Below are 13,204 nucleotides of genomic sequence, written 5' to 3'. Positions count from 1 at the left end.
ATCGAAAGGATGCAATATGCAAAACAAAAGAAGATTAAAAAGAGTTATTTTAAGCTTTTTAATGACTTTTATATTAATATTTAATTTTAGTTCAAGTATAAATGCAGCTGCGCCTACCGTAAAAAAAGGTTCGAGTTTAGGGCTGTATTTATATGAAGATTCAACCCAAAGTGAACTATATAATTATAATGGAAATAAAAAAATGTACCCTGCAAGCACTACAAAAATTATGACTGCAGCTGTTACATTGGATTATATTAAAGATTTAGATGAAGAAGTTACCGTAGGAAGCGAACTTGATTGGCTTCCTGCCGGTAGTTCTGTATCTGATTTAATAAAAGGTGAAGTCTTATCATATGAAGATTTGCTATACGGTTTAATGATTCCTTCCGGTAATGATGCAGCCATTGTTCTTGCATGTAATGTTGGAAATATTATAAATGGAGAAAAAACTTCCAAGGAAAAAGCATATGATATTTTTGTTGATGCAATGAATAAAAAAGCAAAAGAACTTGGAATGAATGATACTCATTTTACTAATCCTCATGGTTTTCACGATAGCAATCATTATTCTACTGCTCATGATATGGTTTTAGTTGCTGCATATGCTGATAATAACGATTTTTATAATAGAGTTGTTAATTCTACATATTATGAAACAACTACCAATAAAATAACTCATAGGTGGTCAGGGCATAATTATATAATAGTTAAATCCAGCGATTATTTTTACAGTCTCGCAAAAGGGGATAAAACCGGATATACATCTCAGGCTGGAAGATGCGTAATTGTTTCCAGTGAAAATGTACAAGGTGTAAAATACTATGCCGCCGTACTTCATGCATCTTCTACAAAAGAACAGTTTACATATGCGAAAGATCTTTTAAAATATGGTAATACGGAAACAAAAAAACTTTTAATAGAAGAAAAAGATAAAACTCTTTATAAATACACGGTGCAAAACCTGGCTCTTGGAGAAACAGGTGAGTTAAAAGTTAAAGTCAATGATGATATTTATGTTTATTCAAATAAAAATTCAACAGAGGAAAATTTTAGAATAGAATTTTCACCAAATGAAGATTATTTGAAGAAAACAGCAGGAGAGGAATTAGAACTTGTAAATTCCATACATGAGGATGACAATATAGGAAATATTAACGTTTATTTCAATAATAAACTTTTTAAAAGTGTTCCTGCATTTTCTAAAAGTGACGTAAACATGAGGTCAGCTTTTGATATATTTATTACAAATGCGCTTATATTTATAGCTTTAGCTTGTCTTATTGTTATGGCTCTTGTTATTTCTTCAAAACACAGAACAAAAAAGAGAATAGAAAAAAGAAAAAAAACAAGAAGAAGAAGACTTCAAAATGAAATAAAAGCCTATGGCTCACAAAGTGTAAGACCAAGACCTGCTTATAATTCAGAGGGAAAAAAGATTAAAATCGCAAAAAAAAATAAACCTCAAAAAAGACGTCCACTTACAAAAAAAGTTTATAAAAAAGGTAAAAGAAGAAGATAGAAATGAATGATAAAACTTTTAAAGCTTTAGAATTTAATAAAATAATTTCACTAATAAGTGAACATGCTTACAGCGATAATGCAAAAGAAGAAATTTTAAGTTTATTGCCAACAGATAATATTTATTTAATTTCTGATAAATTAAATGAACTTGATGAACTTGTTAAATTTTCTCTTTCTTTTTCATCGCTTCCTATTTATGGTTATAAAGTAAATAAAGATATAATATCAAGAGCATCTAAAGACGGAATACTTATAAATGATGATTTTATAAATATTTCAAAAAGCATAAAATGTGCTACTTTGGTAAAAAAACATATTTTATCTAATTTGTCGCAAGAAGATACTTATCCTACATTGGAAGATTATGCTAATAACATTGAAGATTTATCTTATCTTCAAAAGGAAATTGACAGAGTAATAATAGATAGTGAAACCATAAGTGATAAAGCAAGCAGTACTCTTTATGATATAAGAAGAAACATAAAAAATACAAATAATAAAATAAGAGAAAAATTAAACAGTATTATAAATTCAAATAAGTATCAAAAATACTTAAGTGAAAATATTGTAACTATAAGATATTCAAGATATGTTGTTCCAGTAAAATCTGAATATAAAGGTGAGGTTAGAGGTATTGTTCATGATACATCTCAAAGTGGTGCAACATTATTTATTGAACCTGAGGCAATAGTAAATTTAAACAATAAATTAAAAGAACTTGAAATAAGTGAACAAAAAGAAATTGAAACTATTTTAAAAATTTTATCACTAAAGATAAAAGAAAATGCAAATAGTTTGAAATTTAACGAAAACATTCTTTTATATTTAGATGTTTTAAATGCTAAAGCAGATTTTTGTATAAAAAACGAATACAGTAAACCTATTATAAGTGAAGATAACACGATTGATTTGAAAAAAGCCAGACATCCTCTCATAGATATAAACAAAGTTGTACCTTCAAACATTGTTTTAAATAAAGATTTTAAAGCTTTGATAATTACGGGTCCAAATACAGGCGGGAAAACGGTTACTTTGAAAACAGTTGGCTTATGTTCACTTTTAATGCAGTGTGGACTTTTTATTCCTGCAAATGAAAATAGTTGTCTGCCGATTTTTGAAAATATTTTTGCTGATATAGGAGATAAGCAAAGTATTGCTCAAAGCTTAAGTACTTTTTCTTCTCATATGACAAATATAGTTGATATTGTTAATTCTTCAAATGATAAAACACTTGTTTTAATAGATGAATTAGGAGCCGGCACAGATCCTGTGGAAGGTTCTGCTCTTGCCGTTGCAATAATAGACAGACTTAAAAATATCGGGGCAAAAGTTTTTGCAACAACTCATTATAGTGAAATAAAGGAATATGCCATAACTAAAAAGGATGTAATGAATGCAAGCGTTGAATTTGATGTTGAAACTTTATCTCCAACATATAAATTAATACTTGGTATTCCAGGTAAATCCAATGCATTTGAAATTTCTAAAAAACTTGGACTTGATATTTCAATAATTGAAAAAGCAAAGAAAAATATAAAAAAAGAAAATAGAGATATCGAACAGCTTATAAAAGAACTTAATGACAAAACAGCTTTAGTTGAAAAAGAAAAAAATGAAGTTGAAAAATTGTTAGCTGAAAATGAGAAGTTAAATAATGAGTTAACAAAAGAAAAAGAATATATAGAAAACAATAAGTCAAAAATTATGCTTGATGCTTCTTTAAAAGCAAAAGATATTATTGCAGATGCAAAAAGAGAGTCTAAAGAAATTATAAACAAATTAAATAGAATTAGCATTCCAAAAAATGTTAATGCTAATAATGATAAATATAAAAAAGATATTGATAAAATTAAAAACCAAATAAAAGAAAAAGAAGAACTTTTAAATTCTTATATTCCTTCTCATGAAATAAAGAAACAAGAGAACAAACAAAACAAAAAAGAGGATTTCAAAGCTGGACAGGAAGTATATATAAAAAGTTTGGATCAATATGCAACTATACTTGGTTTTGATAATAAAAATAATGTGTTTATTCAAGCTGGTATAATAAAAACAAAAATTCCAATTTCTAAAATAGAACCTTCTAAAAGAGAAAAAGAACAGCTACAGAAATCTGTTATTAAATATTCAAATACAAAAGCGAAAACTATTAAAACAAGTTTGGATTTAAGAGGAATGTATGCAGATGATGCTATTTTAAAAGTTGAAAAATATTTAGATGATGCATATTTGGCTAACTTAAAACTTGTTACAATAATTCATGGGAAAGGTACCGGGGTACTAAAAAAAGCCGTTAGTGAACTACTAAAAAATCATCCATATGTAAAAAAATACAGACTTGGTGATATAGGTGAAGGTGGAGATGGTGCTACTGTTGTAACATTAAAATAAAATATATTTAACATATAATAATAAATAAAGAAAAGGAATTAACTATGAATATTATAATTGTTGGTTGTGGTAAAGTAGGAAGTACTATTGCAGAACATTTGCATGATGAAGGTCACTCTATTGTTGTTGTTGACAGAAGAGCTGATAAACTTGAAACTTTAAGTAATAAAATTGATATAATGACTGTTGAAGGTAATGGCGCAACAAATAGCATTTTAAATGAAGCAGGAATTGAGAATTGTGATTTACTTATTGCTGTTACAAGTTTAGATGAAGTAAACTTATATTGTTGTTTAATTGCAAAGAAAGCAGGCGCAAAAAATACAATTGCAAGAGTTAGAAATCCTGAATATGCGGAAGATATTCATATTGTAAAAGATGATTTAGGATTATCGCTTTGTATTAATCCGGAACTTACAGCGGCAAATGAAATTTCAAGGCTTATTAGATATCCCGGAGCAATTGAAATTAACAGATTTACAAAAGGTGGAGTTGAATTATATAAATTAAAAATTCCTGAAAAATCAAAATTAGACGGTAAACTTATAAAAGATATTAATGTAAAAGATAAAAGTAATTTTCAAATTTGTGTAATTGAGCGTGATGATGATGTTTATATTCCATCCGGTGATTTTATGCTGAAAAGTTTAGATAAAATATATATATTATCAAAACCTGCTGATGCAATGAAAATGTTTAAAGTTTTTGATATTAACGTTGAAAAGGGAAGAACTGCAATTTTAGTTGGTGGTGGAAAAATTGCGGTTTATCTCGCAAAATTCTTAATTTCGAGTAATATTTCTGTAAAAATTGTAGAAATGAATGCAGAAAGATGTGAAGAATTAAGTGATATTGTTCCAAATGCAACAATTCTTTGCGGAGATGGCTTGGATAAAGAATTTTTACTTGAAGAAGGTCTTGCCACCGTTGATTCTTTTGCTTCACTAACGGGTTTAGATGAGGAAAATATTATTTTATCTTTATATGCGGCAAGTGTATCTAATGCTAAAATTATTACAAAAATAAATAAATTATCTTTTGATAATATAATTAGCAAAATGGATATTGGCAGTGTAATAGAGCCTAAATATATTACAAGTGAATATATTATTCAATATGTAAGAGCAATGCAGAATTCTTTAAGCAGTAATGTAGAATCAGTGTATAAAATTGTCGGAGGACAGGTTGAGGCATTGGAATTTAGTGTAAAAGAAGAATCATTTATTACGGGTATAAAACTACAGGAACTTGAGCTTAAAGATAATTTATTGGTTGCAAGTATAAGCAGAAATGGTAATTTAATTATTCCTTCCGGTTCTGATACTATTGAAGTCGGGGACAGTGTAATAATTGTAACAACACATAAGAAATTAAGAGATTTAACAGATATAGTAAGAAATTAATTATATTTAGATTTGGAGATTTAATATGAATAAGGGAATGATAAAGCATATTACAGGTTGGGTTTTTATTTTGATGGGTATAGTTTTACTTCTTCCAACTTTGGTTGCTTTAATTTATAAAGAAACAACAAGATATTCTTTTATTATCATTTCATTGATTAGTTTTATAATAGGTCTATTATTAATATATAAAAAGCCTAAAAATCAGGTGATATATGCAAAAGAAGGATATGCGATTGTTGCTCTTAGTTGGATTATAATAGCATTAATAGGTGCAATGCCTTTTATTTTAAGCGGAGAAATACCAGTTTTTTTTGATGCTCTTTTTGAAAGTTCTTCGGGTTTTACTACTACAGGGGCAAGTGTTGTTGCCGATGTGGATGCTTTGAGTAAATGTACATTGTTTTGGCGTTCTTTTATGCATTGGCTTGGAGGAATGGGAGTTTTAGTCTTTATAATAGCCGTTATACCTTTGATAGGAGGGGGACAAAATATGCATCTTATGAGAGCAGAATCTCCCGGTCCTATGGTAGGTAAATTAATGCCTAAATTAAGAAGTACTCCTATGATTTTATATGGTATATATTTTGGATTAACGGTTATAGAAGTTATTCTTTTGATTATTGGGAAAATGCCTTTATTTGATGCCATTTTAAATTCCATGGCAACTGCAGGTACCGGTGGTTTTTCAATGAGTAATGCCGGAATGAGTTTGTATAATACATATTGTCAATTTGTCATTTCTATTTTTATGATACTTTTTGGAGTAAATTTTAATATTTATTTTTTAATACTTGGGAAAAAAATAACAAGAGCGTTTAAAAATGAAGAAGTAAGATGTTATTTAGCCATAATTGCTCTTGCAACTATTGTAATAGCTTTTAATATTAGAGGAGATTATTCTTCAATATGGATGGCTTTTCATCATTCACTTTTTCAGGTTGCAAGTATAATGACTACAACAGGTTTTTCAAGTGTGAATTTTAATTTATGGCCACAGCTTTCAAAAACGATACTTTTAATTTTAATGTTTATAGGAGCATGTGCAGGAAGTACCGGAGGAGGTATAAAAGTAAGCAGATTTATTATTTTATGTAAAGATGCTTTTAATGAACTTTCAATGCTTATTCATCCGAGAAGAGTAAAAATAATGAAAATGGATGGAAAGAAAATAGAAAAGAAAACATTCCATAATGTTTGTGCATATTTATTCATTTATACGATAATTTTTACGGTATCATTATTACTTATATCTTTAAATAATTATGATTTTGCAACGAACTTTAGTGCTGTTGCAGCTACAATGAATAATATAGGTCCCGGATTAAACCTTGTTGGTCCTGCAACAAATTATGGATTTTTATCAGATTTTTCAAAATTGGTATTATCATTTGATATGATAGCAGGAAGACTTGAATTGTTTCCACTTTTAATTTTATTTGCTCCGGGAACATGGAAAAAATAGTTTTTCTAAGAGGGGTTTATGTTAAGAGAATATCATGGTATAGTTATAAAAAATATAAAATATTCGGATAATGATAGGATACTTACTGTTTTTACAAAAGAAAGAGGTAAAATAAGCGTTATGGCAAAAAACGCTGCTTCAAAAAGAAGTAAGGTAATAGCCCAAACAAGTACGTTTTCTTATAGTTATTTTGTATTATATCCAGGGAAAAATTTTTATACATTAAAAAGTGCTGATTATATAAAAAGTTTTCCGGGAATACAAACAGATCTTGAAAGACTTTCTTTTGCAAGTTATATTTGTGAGCTTATTGATATATTTTATGAAGATAAAATGGAAGAAGAAATAACTTTTAATCTTTTATTTTATACTTTGGATTTAATTCAAAAATGTAAAATAGAAAATATATCTTTTGTAGCTCTTATGTTTATGTTAAAGCTGCTTGGTATTTCAGGGATTATTCCTGATTTTAAATATTGTAACATATGCGGTGATGCAAAAAGCAGTGATTACTACCTTGATTTTGAAAGCAGTATGTTGTCTTGCAAAAAATGCACAACAAAGTATTTTTCATCAAATAAATTAACTTTAAAACAAATAAATTTAATCAATGAACTTACTTATATAAACTTAAAGGATATTAAAAAAGTTGATTTTAAAAATATTTCTTTAAAGGAATGTAACAATATAATTGTAATTTTGAATAATTATATAACTTATAATCTTCAAAAGAAAACAAATAGTTTTAAATTTTTATCAGATATGATAGAATTAAATTAATATATGCAATAAATAAAAAATGGAGGAAGAAATGACAAGAAGGCTTAGTTTAAATGAAATAATAAGTATTACAAAAATGAGAGGAATAATATTCCCAGGTTCTGAAATTTATGAAGGACTTGCAAATAGTTTTGATTATGGTCCTGTCGGAACACTTATTTTAAATAATGTTAAAAATGCATGGTTTAAAAAATTTATTCAAGAATCACCTTACAATGTTGCGCTTGACAGTGCTATTTTGGTTAATCCAAAAGTTTGGGAAGCAAGCGGTCATCTTAAAAACTTTAATGATCCTTTAATGGATTGTAAAAATTGTAAATCTCGTTTTAGAGCTGATAAATTAATTGAAGATGATTTAGAAAAAAAAGGTCTTGATGCAAATGCTGATGGATGGAGCAATGAAAAAATGGAAAATTATATTGAAGAAAACAATATAGTATGTCCAAATTGCGGTAAACACGATTTTACAAAAATAAGACAATTTAACTTAATGTTTAAAACTTTCCAAGGTGTAACTGAAGACAGTGTTAATACAATTTATCTAAGACCGGAAACTTGTCAGGGTATTTTTATAAACTTTAAAAACGTTCAAAGATCAACAAGAAAAAAATTACCTTTTGGTATAGGACAAATTGGTAAGTCTTTTAGAAATGAAATTACACCTGGTAACTTTATTTTTAGAACAAGAGAATTTGAACAAATGGAACTTGAATTTTTCTGTGAACCAAAAGACGAAATGAAATGGTTTGAATACTGGAGACAATATTGTTTTGATTTCTTAGTTTCTCTTGGAATTAATAAAGAAAACATAAGATTCAGAGATCATGCAAAAGAACAATTATCTCATTATTCAAATGCTACAACAGATATAGAATATGAATATCCTTTTGGATGGGGTGAACTTTGGGGAATAGCAGACAGAACTGATTTCGATTTAAGATCACATGAAGAATTCTCAGGTAAAGATATGAAATATGTTGATCCTATAACAAATGAAAAATTCCATCCATATTGTATTGAGCCGAGTGTTGGAGCAGGTAGATTATTCTTTACACTTCTTTGTGATTGTTATGTAGAAGAAACTTTAGAAGATAATACAACCAGAAACGTATTTAAATTACATCCTTATTTGGCTCCTTATAAGGTAGCAGTACTTCCATTAACAAAGAAATTATCTGAAAAAGCAACTGAAGTATATGCTGAGCTTTCTAAATATTTTATGGTTGATTATGATGAAGCCGGTAATATTGGTAAAAGATATCGTAGACAAGATGAAATCGGTACTCCTTACTGTGTTACAATAGACTTTGATACATTAGAAGATGGTGCTGTTACTGTAAGGGACAGAGATTCAATGGAACAAGAAAGAATAAAGATTGAAGATTTAGTTAAATATATTAGCGAAAAAGTTATGTTTTAATTAATAACCTTAATAAATATTACATTTGTCGTGATGATTATATAAACATGGCAAGTGTAATATTTTTTTTATGGGGTATTCGTATTGTAATTGTTTAAAAAATATAGTAAAATAATATTAATAATTAATGTAAAAGTTTAAATTATATATTTAAAGGAGAAAAGTATGTCATTAAAAGATATTATCAACATGCATAACAGAGAAAAAGAAGAAAAAAAACAGTTAAGGCTTAGAAAAAAAATTGAAAAGAAAAAAACTATTGAGCCTATGACTAGAGAGCAAATAGAAGCAGAAGGAGATATACTTGAACTTTTTAAAGAAAAAATAGATTACAGAGCAAGATGTTTAGAACAAAAACGTATCGTTGATGCAAACATTACCAATAAAGATATTATGATTATAATTGATATTATGTTGGAAGATTTTGATAAATATAAAGAATTTTTATTAGAGCAATGTAAAAACGGCAGTTATGAGCTTAAATATTCAGCAAGTGTTATTTGTCTTAGAACAGGTTTTAATACAAATGAAGCTTTGGAAAATTTAAGATATTTTGCAAGACATAAAAAACAAAATGGTGTTATTGCATATGAAGCAAGAGAAATTTTAAAAAGATTTCATGAAAAAAGACTTCCATCTTATGAAGGATTTGAAGTTCAATATAAAAACTAGTTAATATGCTGTTTTACAGCTTATTATAAATATTACAGTTTTTTACTGTGTAATGTCATAAACATTTATTGAGGAGGATGGTTAAAATGTGTGCTAAAAAATTTGTTTATGCCTTTAAAGAAGGAAATGCAAGCCAAAGAGATTTACTAGGTGGTAAAGGAGCAAACTTGGCAGAAATGACAAGTATAGGTTTACCTGTACCTCAAGGTATTACAATCACAACAGAGGCTTGTATAGATTATTACAAAACCGGTTGTGAAATTGATAAAGAAATTATCAACCAAATTTATGAAAAATTAGCTGAACTTGAACAAATAACAGGAAAACAGTTTGGCGGGGTTGAAAATCCATTGTTGGTTTCAGTTCGTTCTGGAGCAAAGATATCAATGCCTGGAATGCTTGATACAATATTAAACTTAGGTTTAAACGACAGAACAGTTGAAGCTTTAGCAAGGAAAACAGGAAACGAAAGATTTGCATATGATAGTTATAGACGTTTTATACAAATGTTTTGTGATGTTGCACTTGGAATGAATAGAAATTTATTTGAAGATATTCTTACAACAAGGAAAAAACAACAGGGATACAAATATGATACCGAACTTACAACCTTTGATTTAAAACAAGTTGTAAAACAATACAAAGAATTATTCTTAGATCAAAAAGGATATGAATTCCCAGATGATCCTAAAGAACAATTAATGGCTGCTGTTGAAGCTATTTTCAAATCATGGAACAACCCAAGAGCTATTGCTTATAGAAAATTAAATGATATACCAAATCGTATTGGTACTGCTGTAAACGTTCAATCAATGGTTTACGGTAATATGGGACAAACATCAGGAACAGGGGTTGCATTTACAAGAAACCCTGCAACAGGTGAAAATAAAATTTTTGGTGAGTTCTTGATGAATGCTCAAGGTGAAGATGTTGTTGCCGGTATTAGAACACCTCAACATATTGATACTTTAAAAGATGTAATGCCTTCAGTTTATGATGAGTTTATCAGTGCATGTAAACTTTTGGAAAATCATTACAAAGATATGCAAGATATTGAATTTACAATTGAAGAGGGTAAATTATACTTACTTCAAACACGTGCAGGAAAGAGAACTGCTCAAGCTTCATTAAAAGTTGCGGTTGATATGGTTGAAGAAGGTTTAATTACAAAAGAAGAAGCTATCTTAAGACTTGAACCTTCAACATTAAATCAATTGTTACATAAAGGTTTCGATACTGATGAGTTAGCAAAAGCTATTCCTTTGACAAAAGGTCTTCCTGCTTCTCCGGGTGCCGGTTGTGGTAAAATTTACTTCTCTGCAGAAGATGCTGTTGAAGCAAAAGAAAGAGGAGAAGAAGTATTACTTGTTAGAAAAGAAACTTCACCTGAAGATATTGAAGGTATGAACTCTGCAAATGGTATTTTAACTGCTACAGGAGGTATGACTTCTCATGCTGCCGTTGTTGCCAGAGGTATGGGTAAATGCTGTGTAGCCGGTTGTGAAGCTGCTCATGTTAACGAAGAAGAAAAATATGTTGAAATAGGCGGTAAAATATTCTATGAAGGATATTATTTATCAATAAACGGTTCAACAGGTAATGTATACGAAGGAAAGATTAAAACTGTAGATGCTGTTTTATCAGATGACTTTAATAAAGTAATGGAATGGGCTGATGAAATAAGAAGACTTAAAATAAGAACAAATGCAGATACAGTAAAAGATGCAACTGTTGCTGCTAATTATGGTGCAGAAGGTATCGGATTATGCAGAACAGAGCATATGTTCTTTGAAGCTGATAGAATTTTTGCTTTTAGAAAAATGATTTGTGCTAAAACATTAATTCAAAGAGAAGATGCATTAGCTGAAATTCTACCAATGCAAAAGAATGATTTTAAAGGTCTATTTAAAGCAATGGGTGGAAAACCAGTTGTTATCAGACTTCTTGATCCACCACTACATGAATTCCTTCCTAAAGAAGATGAAGATATTAAGCAACTTGCAAAAGACATGGGATTAACTTTTGAAGAATTAAAAGCAAGAGTAAACGAACTTCATGAACTTAACCCAATGCTTGGTCATAGAGGTTGTAGACTTGCTGTAACATATCCTGAAATTGCAAATATGCAAACAAGAGCTATCATAATGGCTGCAATCGAAGCAAAACAAGAAGATAATTTAGATATTACTCCTGAAATTATGGTACCTTTAGCAGGTAGTTATTTAGAACTTAAATATGTAGTTGACAGAATAAGAGAAACTGTAAATGATATATTTAAAGAAACAGGAATTAAAATTGATTACAAAGTTGGTACTATGATTGAAATACCAAGAGCTGCATTAACTTCAGATCAACTTGCAAAAGTTGCGGAATTCTACTCATTTGGTACAAATGACTTAACACAAATGACATATGGATTTAGTAGAGATGATGCCGGGGTTTATATTAAAGAATATATTGAAAAAGGTATTTTCCCTAAAGACCCATTTGCAACAATTGATACTGAAGGTGTTGGTCAACTTGTTGATATGGCGGTTAAGAAAGGCAGAGAAGTTAATCCAGATATTCACTGTGGTGTTTGTGGTGAACAAGGTGGGGATCCTGCAAGTATTGAATTCTTTGACAGTGTAGGACTTGATTATGTATCATGTTCTCCATTCAGGGTTCCAATTGCAAGACTTGCTGCTGCTCAAGCTAGAATAAAAAATTCTAAGAAATAAAAATTACTAAAAGGCACTTTTATAAGTGCCTTTTTTTTGAAGGTTAAATATATGAATGAAGACTATAAAATAAGAAAAATAAAAGGTAATGAGATATATTTTTTGAAAGATTTTACTTATTATGCAATTTATGTTGGAAATAATATTACAATTTCAAAAGATATTTTAAAAGATCCAAATATTAAAATATATTATGAGAATTTCAAATTAAATAAAGATATTTGTTATGTATGTGAACATAAAGGAAAAATTATTGCTATGATTTGGAGCATATTGTTTGATGATAATATACATGGATATGGATATGTTTCGAAAGAGATTCCTGAATTATGTATGTCTGTTGAAAAAAGTTACAGAAATAAAGGTATTGGAGAAAATTTATTAAAAATATTTTTACTAAATTTAAGACCAATGTATAATAATGTATCCTTATCTGTAAGTAAAGATAATTATGCAAAAGATTTATACTTGAAATATGGGTTTAAAATTTATAAGGAAAATAAAGATGACTATATAATGTTAAGCGAAAAGTAAAAAATTTTTTGATAAATTTGTCATATATTAAATAAAACTTGACAATATTATGTAAAAATGGTAAAAAAGAAAGGTAAATATAAAATGATAGAGGTGCGGTGTTCATCAGTACTTTATATTATATTTTGGGACTTATATAAAGGAAAGGGGATACTGCCGAAGAATATATATTACCCAAATAATTTATATTCTGGTATATTACATAATATGTAATATACTGTCACGATTGTGGAGCGCTATCTATAGTAAATTTATTTTGCCATGAATGCGTCCTAAAGTGATGTCATTTAAGGCT

General features: G+C 28.6%; 9 protein-coding genes and 1 riboswitch. All 9 genes read left to right on the top strand.

Annotated features, from left to right (window positions below; genetic code table 11):
• Positions 1–16: 16 nt before the first annotated feature.
• The 9 genes from M6G78_RS07660 (at position 17) to M6G78_RS07620 (ending at position 12,909) form a co-directional block, all read left to right on the top strand.
• On the top strand, positions 17–1,522 hold the full coding sequence (locus tag M6G78_RS07660) for a D-alanyl-D-alanine carboxypeptidase family protein (protein WP_253230062.1): 1,506 nt from the start codon (positions 17–19) through the stop codon (positions 1,520–1,522).
• Positions 1,523–1,524: 2 nt separating this feature from the next.
• Positions 1,525–3,915 (top strand): endonuclease MutS2, encoded by a 2,391-nt coding sequence (locus M6G78_RS07655; RefSeq protein ID WP_253230061.1) that lies wholly within the window; start codon positions 1,525–1,527, stop codon positions 3,913–3,915.
• 44 nt (positions 3,916–3,959) lie between these two features.
• Entirely contained in the window at positions 3,960–5,318 is a 1,359-nt protein-coding gene (gene trkA / locus M6G78_RS07650) for a Trk system potassium transporter TrkA (RefSeq protein ID WP_253230060.1), read from the top strand.
• 25 nt (positions 5,319–5,343) lie between these two features.
• Entirely contained in the window at positions 5,344–6,783 is a 1,440-nt protein-coding gene (locus tag M6G78_RS07645; protein ID WP_253230059.1) for a TrkH family potassium uptake protein, read from the top strand.
• A gap of 18 nt (positions 6,784–6,801) precedes the next feature.
• Positions 6,802–7,563, top strand: a complete 762-nt coding sequence (gene recO, locus M6G78_RS07640) for a DNA repair protein RecO (RefSeq protein ID WP_138269198.1) — start codon at positions 6,802–6,804, stop codon at positions 7,561–7,563.
• Between the two features lie 31 nt (positions 7,564–7,594).
• Complete coding sequence (locus tag M6G78_RS07635; protein ID WP_138269197.1) at positions 7,595–8,983, top strand: glycine--tRNA ligase; 1,389 nt, start codon at positions 7,595–7,597, stop codon at positions 8,981–8,983.
• Positions 8,984–9,148: 165 nt separating this feature from the next.
• Positions 9,149–9,655, top strand: a complete 507-nt coding sequence (locus M6G78_RS07630) for a hypothetical protein (protein ID WP_138269196.1) — start codon at positions 9,149–9,151, stop codon at positions 9,653–9,655.
• An 86-nt stretch (positions 9,656–9,741) separates the two neighbouring features.
• The gene (gene ppdK, locus M6G78_RS07625; protein ID WP_138269195.1) at positions 9,742–12,375 is read left to right on the top strand and encodes a pyruvate, phosphate dikinase; all 2,634 of its coding nucleotides are present in this window, start codon (positions 9,742–9,744) and stop codon (positions 12,373–12,375) included.
• Between the two features lie 51 nt (positions 12,376–12,426).
• Positions 12,427–12,909, top strand: a complete 483-nt coding sequence (locus M6G78_RS07620) for a GNAT family N-acetyltransferase (protein WP_253230058.1) — start codon at positions 12,427–12,429, stop codon at positions 12,907–12,909.
• Positions 12,910–12,989: 80 nt separating this feature from the next.
• Positions 12,990–13,156, top strand: a riboswitch (Lysine riboswitch).
• The last annotated feature ends 48 nt before the right edge of the window (positions 13,157–13,204 follow it).

Source organism: Anaerofustis sp. NSJ-163 (assembly GCF_024135845.1).
GTDB lineage: Bacteria > Bacillota > Clostridia > Eubacteriales > Anaerofustaceae > Anaerofustis > Anaerofustis butyriciformans.
This window is presented reverse-complemented; position numbering and strand designations above follow the sequence as displayed.

Excerpts from the sequence above, each read along its gene's own strand:
- trkA (WP_253230060.1), top strand. The coding sequence starts at position 3,960 with ATGAATATTATAATTGTTGGTTGTGGTAAAGTAGGAAGTACTATTGCA.
- M6G78_RS07635 (WP_138269197.1), top strand. The coding sequence starts at position 7,595 with ATGACAAGAAGGCTTAGTTTAAATGAAATAATAAGTATTACAAAAATG.
- ppdK (WP_138269195.1), top strand. The coding sequence starts at position 9,742 with ATGTGTGCTAAAAAATTTGTTTATGCCTTTAAAGAAGGAAATGCAAGC.
- M6G78_RS07630 (WP_138269196.1), top strand. The coding sequence starts at position 9,149 with ATGTCATTAAAAGATATTATCAACATGCATAACAGAGAAAAAGAAGAA.
- M6G78_RS07620 (WP_253230058.1), top strand. The coding sequence starts at position 12,427 with ATGAATGAAGACTATAAAATAAGAAAAATAAAAGGTAATGAGATATAT.
- M6G78_RS07655 (WP_253230061.1), top strand. The coding sequence starts at position 1,525 with ATGAATGATAAAACTTTTAAAGCTTTAGAATTTAATAAAATAATTTCA.
- recO (WP_138269198.1), top strand. The coding sequence starts at position 6,802 with ATGTTAAGAGAATATCATGGTATAGTTATAAAAAATATAAAATATTCG.
- M6G78_RS07645 (WP_253230059.1), top strand. The coding sequence starts at position 5,344 with ATGAATAAGGGAATGATAAAGCATATTACAGGTTGGGTTTTTATTTTG.
- M6G78_RS07660 (WP_253230062.1), top strand. The coding sequence starts at position 17 with ATGCAAAACAAAAGAAGATTAAAAAGAGTTATTTTAAGCTTTTTAATG.